A 19,978-nucleotide genomic window follows, 5' to 3' on the forward strand; every position below is an offset into this window, starting at 1 on the left:
GCGTGTTCTGGCGTACCGTGCATATTTTAACCTATTTTGGCGATAGCATGCTGCTTATCCCAACGGCTATCGTTATGGCTGGACTGATTGGCTGGAAAAACAGCGACCGGCGTGCTCCTCTCTACTGGGCGCTGGCCTTTTGCTCTGCTGGCGCTATCGTCAGCCTGTCGAAAGTGGCGTTTATGGGCTTTGGCATCGGCAGTGCCTGGCTGAATTTTACCGGCTTTAGCGGCCATACCGCTATGTCCGCCACGCTATGGCCGGTAATGCTGTGGCTGCTTAGCGGTCGTTTGTCCCCCTCCGGCCGCGCGCTGGCCGTTGCCGTCGGTTATGCCATCCCGGTAATGGTGGGCGTTTCCCGCCTGGTGCTGGATTATCATTCGGTTAGCGAAGTGGTGGCTGGCCTGGTGCTGGGCTTTACGCTGAGCAGCGCTTTTCTGGTCAGCCAGCGACATGCGCGGCTGCAGGGTTTTTCCGCCGTGCAGCTCTGTATTGCGCTCTTGCTGCCGCTTCTGCTGCTGAGCCATGGCCGCCTCGCCACTACCCAGTGGTTTTTACAGCGTCTGTCGGTGCAGATAGCCGGTATTGATCATCCCTGGACACGCGCAGACTTACTGAAGCTGCGGCAGTAACCGGCGCGCTTAACAATCGTAAACAATTCAATCGACCGAACAGAGCGATCTTTTGAATTAGCGCAGGCAATCAAAAATGATTGTGTTAGCATGCCTTAAGTTACCTGGTACGGGCTGGCCGACTTCTGTTGCCTCGCTGGATATTTATGACGACTGATACTTTTCTCTCTGCTGGCCGCTTTTCTTTTCCGTGGCTCAAAGGCGCGGCTTTTGGCTTGCTTTCCTTTGTTCTGACGCTGTTCTGCCTGGAACTGATTAAGGTCAGCGTACAGATTTCGTCACTGTGGCTTTCCACCGCGTTGATGACCATGATTGTCTTCCGCCAGCCCATCCATACGCTGCCTGTCCTGCTGGGTAGCTGTATTATCGGCATCTTTGCTGCCAATTTCCTGCTGGCGGATCGCTCTGCCATCGTGTGGATGTTTCCGCTGATTAATTTGCTGCAGGCGCTGCTGGGCGGTGCGCTGCTGCGTATTCTGCTGAATAAAAAGACCCCGCTGGATTCGCTGCTTAGCTGGAGCAAGATGGTGGTCGCCGTCTGTATTTTTACCCCGCTGGCCGGTGCGCTGCTGGCCTGCTGGGTACAGAGCTTTTCTGGCCAGGCTAGCCTGCACTTTTTTACCACCTGGGCGATATCCGAAACGATTGGCATGCTGGCACTGGGGCCGGTTGCCCTGCTGTGGCACCCCGAAGAAATACGCCGGTCGCTGAACCAGAACGCGCTATTCGAAACGCTGTTAACGCTCATTATTACGCTGGCGCTGAACTACTGCGCCTTACGCTATCTTCCCTGGTCTTTTACCTTTGTGATGGTGGTGCTGTTTTACAGCGCCGTGCGGCTGCCGCGTTTTTCTGCCTTTATTATCTTTCTCGCCACGCTGATGATGATGACCATGCTGCTGGCGCTGAATCAGCTGCTGCACTATGCGGATAACGTTTCGGTGGTCAATAACGTGCCCTGGCTACCGCTGCTGCTGGCGATTGTGCCTGGTCATATGATGACGCTGGTGATGCACTCTTTTCGCGAAGAGAAAAAGCTTATCTCGCAAAGCGAAGCCCGTTTTCGTCACGCCATGGAGTACTCCGTTATCGGCATGGCGCTGGTCGCACCGGAAGGCCGCTGGCTACAGGTTAATAAATCGCTGTGCCGCCTGCTGGGCTATCGGCAGGAAGAGCTGACTAATATGACCTTTCAGCAGCTGACGCATCCTGAAGATCTGGCTTCCGACGAAGGGAAACTGAACGCCTTACTGGAAGGCGAAATCGATACCTACAGCCATGAAAAGCGCTATCTGCGCAAAGATGGCCAGGTTGTCTGGGTGTTGCTGGCCGTTTCGCTGGTACGCGACACGGACTGGCGGCCGCTCTACTTTATTTCCCAAATTGAAGATATCACCGACCTCAAGCAGACCGAAAAGGTCAACCGCCGTCTGATGCAGCGTATTACGCTGGCTACCGAAGCAGGCGGTATCGGCGTCTGGGACCTGAGCCTGAAAACCGGCAAAATGAGCTGGGACAAACGCATGTTTGAGATCTACGGTCTGCAAGAAGAAGGCCAGGCGACCTACCTTACCTGGGTCAACAGCCTGCTTCCCGCAGACAGGCAAATGGCCATTGACGCTTTCGACGAAGGAATTAAAAAATCCAGGCCGGTGGATTTGGTATTTCGTATCGTCACGGAAAAAGGCATTCGCTTTATTCACAGTCATTCAACGCTGGTTTTTGACGACGGCGGCAAAGCAGAAAGGATGCTGGGTATCAACCAGGACGTGACCGCGATGCGTCAGCTGACCGACGCGCTTTATCAGGAAAAAGAGCGGATGCACATCACGCTGGACGCCATTGGCGAAGCGGTGATCAGCACCGACCAGGAGATGCGCATCATTTTTATGAATCCGGTGGCGGAAATGATGAGCGGCTGGACGCAGGAAGAAGCGGAAGGCCAGCCCGTCAGCACCATATTGCGCATCACGCGAGGCAACGACGGCCCGCCGATGGAAAATCTACTGCTGTGCGAACTGCCGCTCAGTAAATCCGTTCCCGACCTGGAACAGGAGCTGGTGCTGCATAACCGCAGCGGCGACCGTTTTGATATTCACTACAGCATTACGCCGCTGAAGACCCAGGAAGGCGAAAACATTGGCAGCGTGGTGGTTATTCAGGACGTCAGCGCCTCCCGGGAAATGATGCGGCGGCTGAGCTACGGCGCTTCGCACGATATGCTGACGCGCCTGCCCAACCGGGTGAGTTTTGAACAGCGCCTCAAGCAGCTGTTGCAGTCGGCCAGGCAGCAGCAGCGTCAGCACAGCCTGATTTTTATCGATCTGGATCGCTTCAAGGCGGTCAACGATAGCGCTGGTCACGCTGCGGGCGACGCGCTGCTGCGGGAAATATCCAATCAGATGAAGCAACATCTGCGCGGTAATGACGTGCTTGCCCGCCTGGGCGGCGACGAGTTTGGCGTGCTGCTGCCGGACTGTGCGCTACGCGAAGCGCACGAGCTGGCGACTCGCCTGGTGGAGGCCGTCAACCACTACGCTTTCGTGTGGGACGGCCAGCTGCACCGGATTGGGGCCAGTGCCGGCCTGACCTTGCTGAATAAAGATAACTGTCACGACAGCGACGTGATGGCGCAGGCAGATCTGGCCTGTTACAACGCCAAGCACAACGGGCGTGGACAGGTCTCCGTATATGAAGCCAGGCTGCTGGAGACGGTTCCGGTGCCGGAAAAAGGCCAGGCCCTGCCGCTAAACGATAAGCGCCAGAAGGGTTTTTAAGCGCGCAGCGCTGGGGCTTAGAATGAATCTTCAAGCTTGCAGCGCTGAGGCTTAGAATGAATCTTTAAGCTCGCAGCGCTGAGGCTTAGAATGAATATTTAAGCTTGCAGCGCTGAGTCTTAGAATGGATCTTTAAGCGCGCTATCTACGGCTCAGACGCTTTACTCTTCTCTCCTGGTTTCCTGCACATTGAGTTTGTCCCTCATCTGGCGCTTGCTCTCCCGTCGGCCCTGGGCTAAAGTCGCCCCCTTTTTTTATGCTCGTGGAGGGGATAAATGTTTATCGGCTTTGATTACGGTACGGCAAACTGCTCGGTAGCCATCATGAAAGAGGGTGTGCCGACCCTGCTGCCGCTGGAGAAGGGTTCCAGCCTGCTGCCCTCTATGCTCTGCGCGCCAACGCGCGATACGGTCAGCGAATGGCTGTTTCGCCATCACCAGGTGCCAACGCCGGAAGCGGAAAACCAGGCAATTTTACGTCGCGCCCTCGCTTTTAACCGCGAAGAAGATATTGAGGTTACGCCCGCAAGCGTGCAGTTTGGTCTGGCTTCGCTGGCACAGTATATGGCCGAGCCTGAAGATACCTGGTTTGTAAAATCCCCTAAATCCTTTCTGGGCGCCAACGGCCTGAAGCCGCAGCAGGTCGCCTTTTTTGAAGATCTGGTCTGCGCCATGATGCTGCATATTCGCCAGCAGGCTGAATCGCAGCTCAATGACAGCATCAGCCAGGCGGTGATTGGCCGTCCGGTTAACTTCCAGGGGCTGGGCGGCGAAGAAGCCAACCGCCAGGCGCAGGGCATTCTGGCTCGCGCCGCAAGCCGGGCCGGTTTTAAAGAGGTCGAGTTTCAGTTCGAGCCTGTTGCCGCTGGCCTGGAGTTTGAAGCCACGCTGAAAGAAGAAACGCGAGTGCTGATCGTCGATATCGGCGGCGGTACCACCGACTGCTCCATGCTGCTGATGGGCCCGCAGTGGCACGATAAAGCGGAACGTCAGGAGAGCCTGCTGGGCCACAGCGGCTGCCGCGTCGGCGGTAACGATCTGGATATCATGCTGACGTTTAAAGAGCTGATGCCGCTGCTGGGCAGCGGCGGCATGACGCAAAAAGGCATCGCCCTGCCCGCGCTGCCGTGGTGGAATGCCGTTGCGATCAACGATGTCCCGGCGCAAAGTGATTTTTACGCAACTGCCAGCCGTAAGCAGCTACAGGATTTAATCCGCGACGCGCAGGAGCCGGAAAAAGTGCAGCGGCTGTTAAAGGTATGGCAGCAGCGCCTGGGCTATCGTCTGGTGCGTGCGGCGGAAGAGAGCAAAATTGCGCTGTCTGAACAGGCGCTGGCGAAGGCGGAGCTGGATTTTATTGAGTCCGCGCTGGCGACGGAAATCAGCACTGCACAGCTGAAGGCCGCGATTGCCCAGCCGCTGGAACGTATTCAGGAGCAGGTAAAGCTAGCGCTGGATGAGAGCGGCACCCGGCCGGATGTCATCTATCTGACGGGAGGCAGCGCCCGCTCGCCGGTACTGCGGCAGGCGCTGACCCAGCTGCTACCGGATATCCGGCTAACCAGCGGCGACGATTTTGGTTCCGTTACCGCTGGCCTGGCTCGCTGGGCGCAGGTGATGTTTCGTTAATCAGTAGCTGCTCGCTTCGGTCAGTTTGTTTACCGCCTCATCGCTAAGCTTAAGCGCTGCGGCCTTGCTTAACTCTTCCAGCTGAGTCAGCGAGGTCACGCTGACGATGGGTGCCGTAATGCTCGGGCGAGCAATCTGCCATGCCAGCGCAACCTGCGTTGGCGTGGCGTGATGCGCTTCGGCCACGCTATCCAGCGCTGCCAGAATGCGCAGGCCGCGATCGTTAAGGTATTTTTCCACTACGCCTTCGCCGCGTTTGCTTTTGCTGGCGTCCGCTTTGCTACGGTATTTGCCGCTTAAAAAACCGCTGGCCAGAGAATAGTAGTTAATCACGCCCAGCCCATTTTGCTGCGCCACCTTTTCCAGTCCGCTTTCATAATCCTGGCGGTCATAAAGGTTATATTCCGGCTGCAGCGTCTCATAGCGGGAAAGTCCCTGTTCTTCACTGATTTTCAGTGCTTCCGCCAGGCGGTCTGCGCTATAGTTCGAAGCGCCAATCGCGCGCACTTTACCCTCTTTAATCAGCGCGTCGAAAGTCGCCAGCGTTTCCTGCAATGGCGTGTCGCTGTCGTCGCGGTGCGCCTGGTACAGGTCGATATAGTCAGTTTGCAGACGCTTTAGCGAATCCTCTACCGACTGGCGAATATAGGCAGGTGCCAGACCGGTTTTCCCTTCGCCCATATCCATGCCGACCTTGGTCGCCAGCACAATCTTGTCGCGCTTGCCGCTTTTTTTCAGCCAGTTACCGATAATCGTTTCTGATTCGCCGCCCTGATTGCCCGGCGCCCAGCGCGAGTAGCAGTCGGCGGTATCGATAAAATAGAGCCCCTTTTCCACCAGCGCGTCCAGCAGAGAAAAAGAGGTGGGCTGATCGCTGGTCCAGCCGAAAACGTTGCCGCCAAACGTCAGGACGGGAACCTGCAGACCAGAGCGGCCCAGCGTGCGATGTTGTAAACTCATTTTTATACTCCTGTATTGAAAGGGTTTATCAGATGCAGTTTAGCGTAGCAAATAACCGGGCTGCCGTTTTGTTGATTTAAGGTAAAGGAATTGCAACAACTAACAATACTGACATTCGTTGAATCGTTATTCTTAATTCCTTCATTTTTCCGTGCAATAAACCCGTTAAAATAACAAGCTTGAGCGTTCTGCATCCGTACTGTCCGTTTTTAACGTGATGCCACACTGACGCTAACTTTTGCCTTCTGGAGAGCTGATAACAGGATGAATACCCGGCGCCGTTTTAAAATAATCCTTCTTATACTGGTTGCAGTGATTGCCGGCGGACTTTACTGGTGGCATGGACATACGCCGCAAAAAGCCCCCGAAAAAGCGGGGCATCAGCGTGGTTCCGGCGGTGGACGCCACGGAACGGGTGGCGCGCTGGCACCCGTGCAGGCCGCTGCCGCCGTCCGCCAGAGCGTGCCGCAGTACCTGACCGGTCTGGGCACCGTTACCGCAGCCAATACCGTTACGCTGCGCAGCCGCGTTGAAGGCGATCTGGTCGCCATTCACTTTACAGAAGGCCAGCAGGTCGAAGCGGGACAGCTGCTGGCGGAGATCGATCCGCGTCCTTACCAGGTTGCGCTGACCCAGGCCCAGGGCCAGCTGGCAAAAGACCAGGCCACGCTTGCCAACGCCCGTCGCGATCTGGCACGCCTGGAGAAGCTGGTGAAAACCAACCTGGTCTCCGGGCAGGAGCTGGATACGCAACGCGCGCTGGTCAGCGAAACCCTGGGCACCATCAAGGCTGATGAAGGAAGCGTCGCCAGCGCGCAGTTAAATTTAACCTATAGCCGGATTACTTCGCCCATTTCTGGCCGCGTCGGGCTACGTCAGGTAGATATTGGTAACTACGTCAACAGTGGCGATACCAACGGTATCGTGGTGATCACGCAAACGCATCCGATTGAACTGGTGTTCAGCCTGCCGGAAAACGAGATTGAAACGCTGCTGAACGCGCAAAAATCCGGCCAGCCGGTGCCGGTGGAAGCCTGGGACCGCAGTAATAAAAATTTGTTGTCCACCGGCACGCTGCTGAGTATGGACAACCAAATCGATACCACGACCGGCACGATCAAAGTTAAAGCGCAGTTCGCTAACAGCGATGACAGGCTCTTCCCTAATCAGTTTGTCAACGCGCGGCTACAGGTTAATACGCTGCAGGACGCCATTGTTATTCCGGTGGCCGCGCTGCAAATGGGCAATGAGGGCCACTTCGTTTGGGTCGTAAACAGCGACAGCAAGGTCAGTAAAAAAACTGTAACCATCGGCGTACAGGACAGCGAAAAGGCCGTTATTAACGCCGGTCTTGATGCGGGCGAAAAGGTAGTGACCGACGGTATCGACCGCCTGACGGAAGGCGCAACGGTTGAAGTCGTCGCGCCACAGGCAACGCCGCTTGCGGATAAAGCTACGCTGCCCGCGAAAGGAGCTCGCCAGTAATGCAGGATACGCCTTCTGGTTCCAACGGCGGCCCTTCCCGCCAGTTTATCCTTCGCCCGGTAGCCACGACGCTGCTGATGATTGCGATTCTGCTGGCCGGTATTCTTGGCTATCGCGTGCTGCCCGTCTCCGCGCTGCCGGAAGTCGATTATCCGACCATTCAGGTGGTGACGCTCTATCCCGGTGCCAGTCCGGACGTGATGACCTCGGCCGTTACCGCGCCGCTGGAGCGCCAGTTTGGCCAGATGTCGGGCTTAAAGCAGATGGCTTCGCAAAGCTCCGGCGGTGCGTCGGTGGTCACGCTGCAGTTTCAGCTAACGCTGCCGCTGGACGTGGCCGAGCAGGAAGTACAGGCCGCGATCAACGCCGCCACTAACCTGCTGCCTTCAGATCTGCCGAACCCGCCGGTTTACAGCAAGGTTAACCCGGCCGATCCGCCGATTATGACGCTGGCCGTCACCACCACCAGTATGCCGATGACCCAGGTGCAGGATATGGTGGAAACGCGCGTGGCGCAGAAAATTTCCCAGGTTTCCGGCGTCGGTCTGGTGACGCTCGCGGGCGGTCAGCGCCCCGCCGTGCGCGTCAGGCTTAATGCTCAGGCACTTGCCGCACTGGGACTGACCAGCGAAACGGTGCGTACCGCCATCAGCAGCGCCAACGTTAACTCGGCCAAGGGTAGCCTGGACGGCCCGGAACGCTCTATCACCCTCTCCGCCAACGATCAAATGAAGTCGGCGGAAGATTATCGACAGCTGATTATCAGCTGGCAGAACGGCGCACCGGTGCGACTGCGCGACGTTGCCACGGTAGAGCAAGGCGCGGAAAACAGCTGGCTCGGTGCCTGGGCCAATCGCCAGCAGGCTATCGTACTGAACGTTCAGCGGCAGCCGGGCGCTAACATTATTACTACGGCAGACAGCATTCGCCAGATGCTGCCCGCGCTGACGGCTTCGCTACCTAAATCGGTAGAGGTGAAGGTTTTAACTGATCGCACCACCAATATTCGTGCTTCGGTGCATGACGTGCAGTTTGAGCTGGTGCTGGCGATAGCGCTGGTCGTGATGATTATCTATTTGTTCCTGCGCAACGTGCCGGCAACGATTATTCCGGCCGTTGCGGTGCCGTTGTCGCTGGTGGGCACCTTTGCCGTTATCTATTTCCTTGGCTTCTCCATCAACAACCTGACGCTGATGGCGCTAACCATCGCCACTGGCTTTGTGGTCGATGACGCCATAGTTGTTATTGAAAACATCTCGCGCTATATCGAAAAAGGCGAAAAGCCGCTGGCGGCGGCGCTGAAAGGCGCGGGCGAAATCGGCTTTACGATTATTTCCCTGACCTTCTCGCTGATTGCCGTGCTGATCCCGCTGCTGTTTATGGGCGATATCGTTGGCAGGCTGTTCCGCGAATTTGCCGTGACGCTGGCGATATCTATCCTGATTTCCGCCGTGGTTTCGCTGACGCTGACGCCAATGATGTGCGCGCGCATGCTCAGCGTCGAATCGCTACGCAAACAGAACCGCTTTTCACGCGCCAGCGAGGCGATGTTTGACCGCGTGATTGCTGCCTATGGCCGCTTTCTGAAAAAGGTACTGGATCACCAGCTGCTGACGCTGGGCGTGGCGCTGGGCACGCTGGTGATTACCATCATGCTGTGGGTATTGATCCCCAAAGGTTTTTTCCCACTGCAGGATAACGGCATTATTCAGGGGACGGTGCAGGCGCCGCAGTCTGTTTCCTGGACCAATATGGCGCAGCGGCAGCAGCAGGTTGCCTCAATCATTATGAAAGATCCGGCGGTGCAGAGCCTGACCTCATTCGTGGGCATCGACGGCACCAACCCCGCGCTGAACAGCGGACGGTTGCAAATCAACCTTAAGCCGCTGAACGAGCGCGCCGATCGCATTCCGGTGGTTATTGAACGTTTACAGCAGGCCGTCGCGGATTTGCCGGGCATTAGCCTCTATTTGCAACCGGTGCAGGACTTAACCATTGATACCCAGCTCAGCCGCACGCAGTACCAGTTTACGCTGCAAACCGGCTCGCTGGATTCGTTAAGCCTGTGGGTGCCGAAGCTGACCGCCGCGCTGAAAAATCTGCCGCAGCTGCAGGATGTCAGCAGCGACTGGCAGGATCGGGGCCTGGAAGCCTATATCAAAGTGGATCGCGATAACGCCAGCCGTCTGGGGATCAGCATGGCCGACGTGGACAACGCGCTCTATAACGCCTTTGGCCAGCGGCTAATCTCCACCATTTACACCCAGGCCAGCCAGTATCGCGTGGTGCTGGAAAATGACGTTTCCGCCACGCCAGGCCTGGCCGCGCTGGAGACGATCAGGCTGAAAAGCAGCGATGGCGGCAGCGTGCCGCTGAGCGCTATTGCCAGCGTAGAACAGCGCCACGGTGCGCTAAGCATTAACCATCTTGACCAGTTTCCGTCCACTACCTTTTCGTTTAACGTCAGCGAAGGTTATTCACTGGAGCAGGCGGTCAATGCCATTACCCGGGCCGAAAGGGATATGGCGATGCCGACGGAAATCATGACCAAATTTCAGGGCAGCACGCTGGCGTTTCAGGCCGCGCTTTCCAGCACCGTCTGGCTGATTGTGGCCGCTATCGTGGCGATGTATATCGTGCTGGGCGTGCTGTATGAAAGCTTTATTCATCCCATTACCATTCTCTCTACGTTACCCACGGCGGGCGTGGGCGCGCTACTGGCGCTGCTGCTCAGCGGCAACGAACTGGATGTTATTGCGATTATCGGCATTATTCTGCTGATCGGCATCGTGAAGAAAAACGCCATCATGATGATCGACTTTGCACTGGCAGCGGAGCGGGAGCAAGGCATGCCGCCGTATGAGGCTATTTATCAGGCCTGCCTGCTGCGCTTCCGCCCTATTCTGATGACCACGCTGGCGGCATTGCTGGGCACATTGCCGCTGATGTTAAGTACGGGCGTGGGCGCAGAGCTGCGGCGACCGCTGGGCGTGGCGATGGTTGGCGGGCTGATTGTTAGCCAGGTGCTTACGCTGTTTACCACGCCGGTGATTTATCTGCTGTTCGATCGGCTGGCGCAGGCTGCCCGCCGTCGCCTGAAGCTGAAGGAGGCGCGGTGAAATTTTTCGCGCTGTTTATTCATCGGCCGGTCGCCACTATTCTGCTGACGATTGCCATCGCGCTGGCGGGCATTCTGAGCTTTCGCCTGCTGCCGGTAGCGCCGCTGCCGCAGGTGGATTTCCCGGTGATACTGGTGTCCGCCTCGCTGCCCGGCGCGTCGCCAGAAACCATGGCCTCCTCCGTCGCCACGCCGCTGGAACGTTCACTGGGCCGTATTGCGGGCGTCAGCGAAATGACCTCGACCAGTTCGTTAGGCAGTACGCGAATTATTCTCGTGTTTGATTTCGACCGCGACATCAACGGCGCGGCACGTGACGTACAGGGCGCGATCAACGCGGCGCAAAGCCTGCTGCCGACCGGCATGCCGAGCCGCCCCAGCTGGCGCAAAATCAACCCTTCCGATGCGCCGATCATGATCCTGACGCTGACCTCGGACGCCTGGTCGCAGGGCGAGCTTTACGATTACGCCTCTACTCAACTGGCGCAAAAGCTGGCGCAAATTGACGGCGTGGGCGACGTGTCGATTGGCGGCAGTTCGCTGCCTGCCGTGCGCGTGGCCCTGAATCCTCAGGCGCTGTTCAATCAGGGCGTGTCGCTGGATGCGGTGCGCACCGCTATCAGCAACGCTAACCAGCGCAGGCCGCAGGGCGCGATAGAAGATAATCAGCAGCGCTGGCAGATAAAAACCAACGATGAAATGAAAACGGCAGCCGAATACCAGCCGCTGATTGTGCATTACAGCAACGGCGCGGCGGTACGGTTGCAGGACGTAGCCAAAGTAACGGATTCGGTACAGGACGTGCGCAACGCGGGCATGGCCAATGCCAAACCGGCCATTCTGGTGATGATCCGCAAACTGCCGGAAGCCAATATTATCGAGACCGTTGACAGGATCCGTGCGGCGGTGCCGGAGCTGCGCGACAGTATCCCGGCCTCTATCCAGCTTGACGTCGCTCAGGATCGCTCCCCCACCATCCGCGCTTCGCTGGCTGAAGTAGAGCAGTCGCTGATCGTTTCCGTCGTGCTGGTGATTTTAGTGGTGTTCGTTTTCCTGCGTTCGGGACGCGCCACGCTGATCCCCGCCGTTGCGGTGCCGGTTTCATTGATCGGCACGTTCGCCGCCATGTATCTGTGCGGCTTCAGCCTGAATAACCTGTCGCTGATGGCGCTGACCGTGGCGACCGGCTTTGTGGTGGACGACGCTATCGTGGTGCTGGAGAATATTTCCCGCCACGTAGAAGCGGGCATGAAGCCAATTCAGGCGGCGCTACAGGGCACGCGCGAAGTTGGCTTTACCGTGCTGTCGATGAGCCTGTCGCTGGTGGCGGTGTTTCTGCCGCTGCTGATGCTCGGCGGGCTGATTGGCCGCTTTTTCCGCGAATTTGCCGTAACGCTCTCCGTTTCTATTCTCATTTCGCTGCTGATTTCGGTAACGCTGACGCCGATGATGTGCGGTCGCCTGCTGAAAGCGCATGCCAGACGCGAGCAGCCGCGCCTGCGCGGTTTCGGCCGTCTGCTGACAGCTATCCAGCAAGGCTATGGCCGTTCGCTGAACTGCGTTTTGAACCACTCGCGCTGGACGCTGCTGCTGTTTCTCGCCACCGTCGGCCTGACCATGTACCTGTACGTGGTGGTGCCAAAAACCTTTATGCCGGAGCAGGACACCGGACGGCTAATGGGCTTTATCCAGGCCGACCAGAGCATCTCGTTCCAGTCGATGCGCGGTAAGCTGGAAGACTTTATGAAAATCGTTCGCGACGATCCGGCAGTGGAAAGCGTAGTGGGCTTTACCGGCGGTTCACGCACCAATAGCGGGTCAATGTTTATTTCGCTGAAGCCGCTTAGCGAGCGCAGCGACAGTGCCCAGGCGGTGATTGCCCGACTGCGCGGCAAGCTGGCGAAAGAGCCGGGCGCCAACCTGTTTCTGATGGCGGTGCAGGATTTACGGGCTGGTGGCCGTGAAGCCAACGCGGGCTATCAGTATACGCTGCTGTCGGACGATCTTGACGATTTACGCAGCTGGGAGCCAAAAATTCGCCAGGCGTTCTCCGCACTGCCGCAGCTGGCGGATGTGAATTCCGATCAGCAGGATAAGGGTGCCGAAATGGCGCTGGTTTACGATCGGACGCGGATGGCACAGCTGGGACTCAGCGTTTCGGACGCCAATAATCTGCTGAACAACGCCTTTGGCCAGCGCCAGATCTCTACTATTTATCAACCGCTGAATCAGTACAAAGTGGTGATGGAAGTCGATCCGCGCTATACCCAGGACGTCAGCTCACTGGATTTAATGTATGTGATTAACAGCGACGGCAAGGCGATTCCGCTTTCCGCTTTTGCCAAATGGCAGCCAGCCAACGCGCCGCTGTCGGTTAACCACCAGGGACTGTCGGCCGCATCGACTATCTCATTCAACCTGCCGGAAGGCGTATCGCTTTCCCAGGCTTCAGACGCCATCGAGCGGAGTATGACCTCGCTGGGCGTACCGTCGAGCGTGCGCGGCAGCTTTGCCGGTACGGCGCAAATCTTTCAGCAGACGCAAAGTAATCAGCTGTGGCTGATCCTTGCCGCTATCGCCACGGTTTATATTGTGCTGGGGATTTTGTACGAGAGCTATGTGCATCCGCTGACTATCCTCTCTACCCTGCCCTCGGCGGGCGTGGGGGCGCTGCTGGCGCTGGAGCTGTTTGGTGCGCCGTTCAGCCTGATTGCGCTGATTGGCATTTTGCTGCTGATCGGCATCGTCAAGAAAAACGCCATTATGATGGTCGATTTTGCGCTGGATGCGCAGCGCAACGGCAATCTCAGCGCCCGCGAGGCGATCTTTCAGGCCAGCCTGCTGCGCTTTCGTCCCATTATGATGACCACGCTGGCGGCGCTGCTTGGCGCGCTGCCGCTGGTGCTGACCACGGGCGACGGCGCGGAGCTGCGCCAGCCGTTAGGCATTACCATCGTCGGCGGCCTGGTAATGAGCCAGCTGCTGACGCTGTATACTACGCCGGTGGTTTATCTTTATATGGATAAGCTGCGCCGCAAAAAATCAGCGGCACAGGCTGTTGAAGCTAAATAGAGGAGCGGCCTGCCGATGAATACGCTACCCAAAAGCGTGCGCTGGGCATTGTGGATTGTAGCCTTTGGTTTTTTTATGCAGTCGCTGGATACCACCATCGTTAACACTGCCCTGCCCGCGATGGCGCACAGCCTGCATCAGAGTCCGCTGCACATGCATTCAGTGGTGGTCTCCTATGTGCTGACCGTCGCGGTCATGCTGCCGCTCAGCGGCTGGCTGGCCGATCGTTTTGGCGTACGCACGATCTTTTTCAGCGCTATCGTGCTGTTTAGCCTGGGATCGCTGTTCTGCGCGCTTTCCTCCACGCTCGATCAGCTGGTGGCTGCACGAGTGCTACAGGGTATTGGCGGCGCGATGATGGTGCCGGTCGGCAGGCTGACGGTAATGAAGCTGGTGCCGCGCGAGCAGTATATGGCCGCCATGACCTTTGTGACGCTGCCTGGTCAGGTTGGACCGCTGCTGGGGCCAGCGCTGGGTGGCGTACTGGTGCAGTATGCCAGCTGGCACTGGATCTTTTTGCTGAATATCCCGGTGGGCCTGGCGGGCGCGGTCGCGACCTTAAAGCTGATGCCTAATCTGCGGCTACCGAGCCGTCCTTTCGACTTTTGCGGCTTCCTGCTGCTGGCGGTGGGCATGGCAACGCTGACGCTGGCGCTGGACGGTTCGCGCGGCAGCGGGATCCCGCCGCTGATGCTCGGTCTGTTTATCCTCGCCGGGGTGTTTTCGCTGATGTTTTATCTGTTGTACGCGCGCGCCAACGACAAGGCACTGTTCAGCCTGAAGCTGTTTGATAACCGCGTCTATTCTATCGGGCTGTTGGGTAGCCTTACCGGTCGTATCGGCAGCGGCATGCTGCCCTTTATGACGCCAATCTTCCTGCAGGTTGGCATGGGCTATACGCCTTTCCATGCGGGGCTGATGATGATCCCGATGGTGCTGGGCAATATGGGCATGAAGCGCATCGTGGTACAAATCGTTAATCGCTTTGGCTATCGTAACGTGCTGGTCAGCGCCACGGTCGGCCTGGCACTGGTCGTGCTGCTGTTCCCGGCTGTTGCGCTGCTGGGCTGGAACTGGCTGCTGCCGGTGGTGCTGTTTTTACAGGGCATGGTCAACGCTATCCGCTTTTCCGCGATGAATACGCTGACGCTAAAAGAGCTGCCGGACGAGCTGGCCAGCAGCGGCAACAGCCTGCTGTCGATGATTATGCAGCTGTCGATGAGTATCGGCGTTACCCTGGCTGGCCTGCTGCTCGGCACCTTTGGTCAGCAGTCGCAGCCCGACAGCCAGCTGGTGCACCAGGCCTTTATTTATACCTACGTCTGTATGGCGATCGTGATTATCCTGCCCGCGCTGGTGTTTCGGCATGTGCCGCCCGACGTCAGCAAAAATGTGGTGCTGAGCCGCCGGAGAAAGTCTTAAATGTTCGCCAGATTACGTATCGGCATCACCGCCAAACTTTTCATCGCTATTTTTTCCACCTGCATGCTGGTGCTGATCACCATGCACTGGGGCGTGCGGCTCAGCTTTGAGCATGGCTTTATCGACTACATCAAAAAAGGCAACGAACAGCGGCTTGGCCTGCTGAGCGATGCGCTGGCGGATCAGTATGAGCAGCACGGCAACTGGGATTTTTTGCGTAAAAATAACAAGCTGGTTTTTCAGATCCTGCACTCGCTGGAGCAGAATCCGGACGCCAACAGCACTTTGCCGCCGCACGGCTGGCGCACCCAGTTCTGGATCATCGACCAGCAATATCACGTCATGATAGGACCGCGCGCGCCGGTTCCGCCGGAAGGCAGCCGCCGCAATATCACCACCAGCAACGGTCATATCGTCGGCTGGGTTATCGGCTCACCGCCGGAAAGGCTAACGCGCAGCGCGGATATTCACTTTGACCAGCAGCAAAAACGCACCAGCTGGATTATCGTCGGCCTGACGATGCTGCTGGCGGCGGCGGTCACCTGGCTAATGTCGCGCGGGCTGCTGGCACCGGTAAAAAGACTGGTGGAAGGCACGCATCATCTGGCCGCGGGTGATTTTGCCACGCGCGTGCAGGCTGACAGCCGTGACGAACTTGGCCGTCTGGGACAGGATTTTAACCGGCTGGCCAGCACGCTGGAAAAAAATGAAAGCATGCGCCGCGCGTTTATGGCCGATATTTCTCACGAGCTGCGCACGCCGCTGGCTATTCTGCGCGGTGAGCTGGAGGCCATTCAGGACGGCGTGCGCAAGCTGACGCCGGAATCCATCACCTCATTACAGGGAGAGGTAGCTACCTTAACCAAGCTGGTTGACGACGTGCATCAGCTCTCTCTTTCTGACGAAGGCGCGCTGGCCTATCGCAAAAGCCAGATCGATCTGGTGGAGCTGCTGGATATGGTGGCTGCCAATTTCAAAAGCCGATATCAGAGCCGCAATCTTTATCTGCGGCTTCAGCTGCCCGACTCTGCGCCGCTGTTTGGCGATCCTGACAGGCTAATGCAGCTTTTCACCAACCTGATGGAGAACAGCCTGCGCTACACCGATGCGGGCGGCGGTCTGACCGTGACGCTACAGGCGCAGCAGGATCAGCACGTTATCAATTTTGATGACAGTGAACCCGGCATTACGGATGCGCAGCAGGAACAAATTTTTGAGCGTTTTTACCGGGCGGAAAGCTCACGTAATCGCGCCAGCGGCGGCTCCGGCCTTGGTCTGGCTATCTGCCAGAATATTGTTCAGGCGCACGACGGCACGATTAAGGCGACGCACTCTGCTGCCGGAGGTCTGCGAATTACGGTACACTTACCCGCAAGATTAACCCGGGCGTAATTCGCCTTCTTGCAAAGATGAGTGCCATGAATCAGGAACCGCTTAGCCCACTCGTTCTGGTGGTTGAAGATGAACCCAAGCTCGGCCAGCTGCTGGTCGATTATTTACAGGCGGCCAACTACCGTACCCACCACCTTCTGCGTGGCGATGAGGTGCTGGAATGGGTAAAGCAAACGCCGCCGGACTTAATGCTGCTGGATTTAATGCTGCCGGGCGTGGATGGCCTGACGCTGTGCCGGGAAATTCGCCGTTTTTCCGAACTGCCGGTGATTATGGTCACGGCCCGTACCGAAGAGATCGACCGCTTACTGGGGCTGGAAATTGGCGCAGATGACTATATTTGCAAGCCGTTCAGCCCGCGTGAAGTGGTTGCCCGCGTAAAAACCATCCTGAAACGCTGTAAACGTACGCCAGAAGAGGCGCAAAAAGCGTCGCTGTTAGTGGTGGATGAAAAACGTTTTCAGGCCAGCTGGGACAACACCACGCTGGATCTGACCCCCGCCGAATTCCGCCTGTTAAAAACGCTGGCGCACGAGCCGGGCAAGGTTTTCTCCCGCGAGATGCTGCTGAATCATCTTTATGACGATTACCGGGTAGTCACCGATCGCACCATCGACAGCCATATCAAAAATCTGCGGCGCAAGCTGGAGGCGCTGGATGCCGACCAGCCTTTTATCCGCGCGGTCTACGGTATGGGCTATCGCTGGGAAGCGGACGTGTGCCGTTTGATCTAGCGCAATTTACATTCCTGCCGTCAGCTTTTACAATCCCCGCACATTTTGTAAGGCCGCAACCTTTGCGGCCTTATGTCAGATTGAGACCCCACCATGTTCAAACCAGAATTGCTTTCTCCTGCCGGGACGCTGAAAAACATGCGTTACGCCTTCGCTTATGGCGCGGATGCCGTCTATGCCGGGCAACCCCGCTATAGCCTTCGCGTGCGTAACAACGAGTTCAACCATGAAAACCTGGCTATTGGCATTAACGAGGCGCACGCGCAGGGAAAAAAATTCTATGTTGTGGTCAATATCGCGCCGCATAACGCCAAGCTGAAAACCTTTATCCGCGATCTGACGCCCGTGGTTGAAATGGGGCCGGACGCGCTGATTATGTCCGATCCGGGCCTGATTATGATGGTGCGCGAAGCCTTTCCACAGATGGAGATCCATCTGTCCGTACAGGCTAACGCGGTTAACTGGGCGACGGTCAGGTTCTGGCAGCAGATGGGGCTTTCCCGCGTGATCCTTTCCCGCGAGCTGTCGCTGGAAGAGATAGCGGAAATTCGCCAGCAGGTGCCGGATATTGAGCTGGAAATTTTCGTCCACGGCGCGCTGTGCATGGCCTATTCCGGCCGCTGTCTGCTTTCCGGCTATATCAACAAGCGCGATCCAAACCAGGGAACCTGCACCAACGCCTGCCGCTGGGAATATAAGGTGCAGGAAGGCAAAGAAGATGACATCGGTAATATCGTGCATCAGTACCAGCCAATCCCGGTCAAAAACGTTGAGCCGACGCTGGGCGAAGGTCAACCGACCGATAAAGTCTTTATGATTGAAGAAGCGATGCGTCCCGGCGAATATATGACCGCCTTTGAGGATGAGCATGGCACCTACATCATGAACTCCAAAGATCTGCGGGCCGTCGCGCATGTGGAAAAGTTAGCGCAAATGGGTGTGCATTCGTTAAAAATTGAAGGCCGCACTAAATCGCACTACTACTGCGCGCGTACTGCCCAGGTTTATCGCCGCGCAATTGACGATGCCGCTGCGGGCAAACCTTTTGATGCCTCGCTGCTGGAAACGCTGGAAGGTCTGGCGCATCGCGGCTACACCGAAGGTTTTTTACGTCGCCATACTCATGACAGCTATCAGACCTACGACCGCAGCTTTTCCGCCTCCGATCGCCAGCAGTTTGTAGGGGAATTTACCGGCGAACGCCGTGGTGACATGGCGCTGGTAGAAGTTAAAAATAAATTCAGCCTTGGCGACAGCCTGGAACTGATGACGCCCGCAGGCAATGTTCATTTTCAGCTGGAGCAGATGGAAAATGCAAAGCTCCAGCCCGCCGAGGTTGCGCCCGGCAACGGTCATTTCGTCTGGATCCCGGTACCGCAAGAGATTGAGCTGGCGTTTGCACTGCTGATGCGCAATTTCCCCGAGGCGTAAAAAAGTTGATGACGTTTAAAGTTTCCTGAAGTTACTTTTTAGAATGCCATCACATTCCCGCTGCTATTTTGCAGTTATGATGCGCCTGCGCCGAATGAAAAAATCTAAACTGCAATTTGTGTAACCACCTCCTGGCCCGCCGGTTCGCCGCGCGGGCCTTTCTTTTAAAGCTTAAATGTGAGCAGCGCGGGCCTTTCTTTTAAGGCTTAAGCGTTAGCCGCGCGGACGATATTTGCGCGTTCCACATAAGACCTGAAGCCTTTTCAGTCCGTGCCGGCCCGTGCTCTTCTCCCCTCTTCAACTCTCTCTGTGCGAGCGGCCTCGTAAATCCTTCAGCCTTTTTTCCACCCGCAGCCGGATATGCTATAACTGGGGTACTTTTGGCGCAGGCCATTTTTACGGGAATAAAAGATGGACCAACATTCACTCACGCTGGTTGTTCTTAACGGTAAAGGCGCAGGCAATGAAGCCCTGCGCGAGGCTATCCTGAAGCTGCGCGAGGAAAATCTCCGGATTGAAGTTCGCGTGACCTGGGAACAGGGCGACGGCGAACGCTTTGTAAAAGAAGCGGTAGCCTTACGGGCGACAACCGTGGTCGCTGGCGGCGGTGACGGCACCATTAATGAAATCGCGACCGCGCTGGCGGAAGTTGAGGCGCCACAGCGTCCGGTACTGGGCATTATTCCGCTGGGTACGGCGAACGATTTTGCCACCAGCGTCGGTATTCCGGACGAGATGGAGCAGGCGCTGCGGCTGGCGATTGTCGGCAAAGCAACCGCTGTCGATCTGGCGCGCGTCAATCAGGATCGCTATTTTATCAACATGGCGACGGGCGGCTTCGGCACGCGTATTACCACCGAAACGCCGGAAAAGCTAAAGTCGGCGCTTGGCGGCGTCTCCTATCTGATTCACGGCCTGCTGCGCATGGATACGTTAAAAGCGGACAGCTGTGAACTGCGCGGCCCGGATTTCAGCTGGCAAGGCGATGCGCTGGTGATCGGCATCGGTAACGGCCGCCAGGCCGGTGGCGGCCAGCGCCTTTGTCCGGCCGCGTTGATTAACGATGGCAAGCTGGAACTGAGTATCGTTACGTCCAAAGAGATTTTGCCAACGCTGTTTAACTCGCTGACCGGCAGCGATGATGAAAACCCTAACATCGTTCGCGCATCGCTGCCCTGGCTGGAAATTACCTCGCCAAACGAGATGACTTTTAACCTTGACGGCGAACCGCTGCGCGGCACCACTTTCCGTATCGAAATAATGCCCGCCGCGCTCAGCTGCCGTCTGCCGCCGACCTGTGAACTGCTGCTATAGGTTATCTCTCCAT

Annotated in this window: 12 protein-coding genes; 11 read left to right on the plus strand and 1 reads right to left on the minus strand. The window is 57.2% G+C overall.

Translation table 11 applies throughout. The features are described from left to right. The first annotated feature begins 2 nt into the window (after window positions 1-2). From KUE00_RS02110 to yegD, 3 genes are all read left to right on the plus strand, one after another. Window positions 3-632: a phosphatase PAP2 family protein gene (locus KUE00_RS02110; protein WP_246757833.1), complete on the plus strand. Its 630-nt coding sequence runs from the start codon at window positions 3-5 to the stop codon at window positions 630-632. A gap of 146 nt (window positions 633-778) precedes the next feature. Further along, window positions 779-3,409 carry a diguanylate cyclase gene (locus tag KUE00_RS02115; RefSeq protein ID WP_246757834.1) on the plus strand — a complete coding sequence of 877 codons (2,631 nt, stop codon included), beginning with the start codon at window positions 779-781 and terminating at the stop codon, window positions 3,407-3,409. A 275-nt stretch (window positions 3,410-3,684) separates the two neighbouring features. Continuing rightward, complete coding sequence (gene yegD, locus KUE00_RS02120; RefSeq protein WP_246757835.1) at window positions 3,685-5,037, plus strand: molecular chaperone; 1,353 nt, start codon at window positions 3,685-3,687, stop codon at window positions 5,035-5,037. On the opposite strand, the gene KUE00_RS02125 is transcribed toward yegD, so the two are convergent. Next, the gene (locus tag KUE00_RS02125) at window positions 5,038-5,997 is read right to left on the minus strand and encodes an aldo/keto reductase (RefSeq protein WP_246757836.1); all 960 of its coding nucleotides are present in this window, start codon (window positions 5,995-5,997) and stop codon (window positions 5,038-5,040) included. A gap of 264 nt (window positions 5,998-6,261) precedes the next feature. Here KUE00_RS02125 and KUE00_RS02130 point away from each other — a divergent pair, with 264 nt between their 5' ends. From KUE00_RS02130 to yegS, 8 genes are all read left to right on the plus strand, one after another. Then, entirely contained in the window at window positions 6,262-7,482 is a 1,221-nt protein-coding gene (locus KUE00_RS02130) for an MdtA/MuxA family multidrug efflux RND transporter periplasmic adaptor subunit (RefSeq protein WP_246757837.1), read from the plus strand. Then, window positions 7,482-10,601 carry an MdtB/MuxB family multidrug efflux RND transporter permease subunit gene (locus KUE00_RS02135; RefSeq protein ID WP_246757838.1) on the plus strand — a complete coding sequence of 1,040 codons (3,120 nt, stop codon included), beginning with the start codon at window positions 7,482-7,484 and terminating at the stop codon, window positions 10,599-10,601. Before KUE00_RS02130 ends, KUE00_RS02135 begins: the two co-directional genes overlap by 1 nt. Next, window positions 10,598-13,672 (plus strand): multidrug efflux RND transporter permease subunit MdtC, encoded by a 3,075-nt coding sequence (mdtC, locus tag KUE00_RS02140; protein WP_246757839.1) that lies wholly within the window; start codon window positions 10,598-10,600, stop codon window positions 13,670-13,672. Before KUE00_RS02135 ends, mdtC begins: the two co-directional genes overlap by 4 nt. Before the next feature lie 15 nt (window positions 13,673-13,687). Beyond that, window positions 13,688-15,094 (plus strand): multidrug transporter subunit MdtD, encoded by a 1,407-nt coding sequence (gene mdtD, locus KUE00_RS02145; RefSeq protein WP_246757840.1) that lies wholly within the window; start codon window positions 13,688-13,690, stop codon window positions 15,092-15,094. Next, on the plus strand, window positions 15,095-16,486 hold the full coding sequence (baeS, locus tag KUE00_RS02150; protein WP_246757841.1) for an envelope stress sensor histidine kinase BaeS: 1,392 nt from the start codon (window positions 15,095-15,097) through the stop codon (window positions 16,484-16,486). It begins immediately after the preceding gene. A gap of 26 nt (window positions 16,487-16,512) precedes the next feature. Then, a complete protein-coding gene (gene baeR, locus KUE00_RS02155) occupies window positions 16,513-17,220 on the plus strand; it encodes an envelope stress response regulator BaeR (RefSeq protein ID WP_246757842.1) in 708 nt (235 codons plus the stop codon). 93 nt (window positions 17,221-17,313) lie between these two features. Next, entirely contained in the window at window positions 17,314-18,651 is a 1,338-nt protein-coding gene (trhP, locus tag KUE00_RS02160) for a prephenate-dependent tRNA uridine(34) hydroxylase TrhP (RefSeq protein WP_246757843.1), read from the plus strand. A gap of 411 nt (window positions 18,652-19,062) precedes the next feature. After that, entirely contained in the window at window positions 19,063-19,965 is a 903-nt protein-coding gene (gene yegS, locus KUE00_RS02165) for a lipid kinase YegS (RefSeq protein ID WP_246757844.1), read from the plus strand. Window positions 19,966-19,978: the final 13 nt, after the last annotated feature.

Source organism: Erwinia phyllosphaerae, from assembly GCF_019132875.1.
GTDB lineage: Bacteria > Pseudomonadota > Gammaproteobacteria > Enterobacterales > Enterobacteriaceae > Erwinia > Erwinia phyllosphaerae.

Excerpts from the sequence above, each read along its gene's own strand:
- KUE00_RS02135 (WP_246757838.1), top strand. The coding sequence starts at position 7,482 with ATGCAGGATACGCCTTCTGGTTCCAACGGCGGCCCTTCCCGCCAGTTT.
- trhP (WP_246757843.1), top strand. The coding sequence starts at position 17,314 with ATGTTCAAACCAGAATTGCTTTCTCCTGCCGGGACGCTGAAAAACATG.
- baeR (WP_246757842.1), top strand. The coding sequence starts at position 16,513 with ATGAATCAGGAACCGCTTAGCCCACTCGTTCTGGTGGTTGAAGATGAA.
- baeS (WP_246757841.1), top strand. The coding sequence starts at position 15,095 with ATGTTCGCCAGATTACGTATCGGCATCACCGCCAAACTTTTCATCGCT.
- KUE00_RS02130 (WP_246757837.1), top strand. The coding sequence starts at position 6,262 with ATGAATACCCGGCGCCGTTTTAAAATAATCCTTCTTATACTGGTTGCA.
- KUE00_RS02125 (WP_246757836.1), bottom strand. The coding sequence starts at position 5,997 with ATGAGTTTACAACATCGCACGCTGGGCCGCTCTGGTCTGCAGGTTCCC.
- mdtD (WP_246757840.1), top strand. The coding sequence starts at position 13,688 with ATGAATACGCTACCCAAAAGCGTGCGCTGGGCATTGTGGATTGTAGCC.
- KUE00_RS02115 (WP_246757834.1), top strand. The coding sequence starts at position 779 with ATGACGACTGATACTTTTCTCTCTGCTGGCCGCTTTTCTTTTCCGTGG.
- yegS (WP_246757844.1), top strand. The coding sequence starts at position 19,063 with ATGGACCAACATTCACTCACGCTGGTTGTTCTTAACGGTAAAGGCGCA.
- yegD (WP_246757835.1), top strand. The coding sequence starts at position 3,685 with ATGTTTATCGGCTTTGATTACGGTACGGCAAACTGCTCGGTAGCCATC.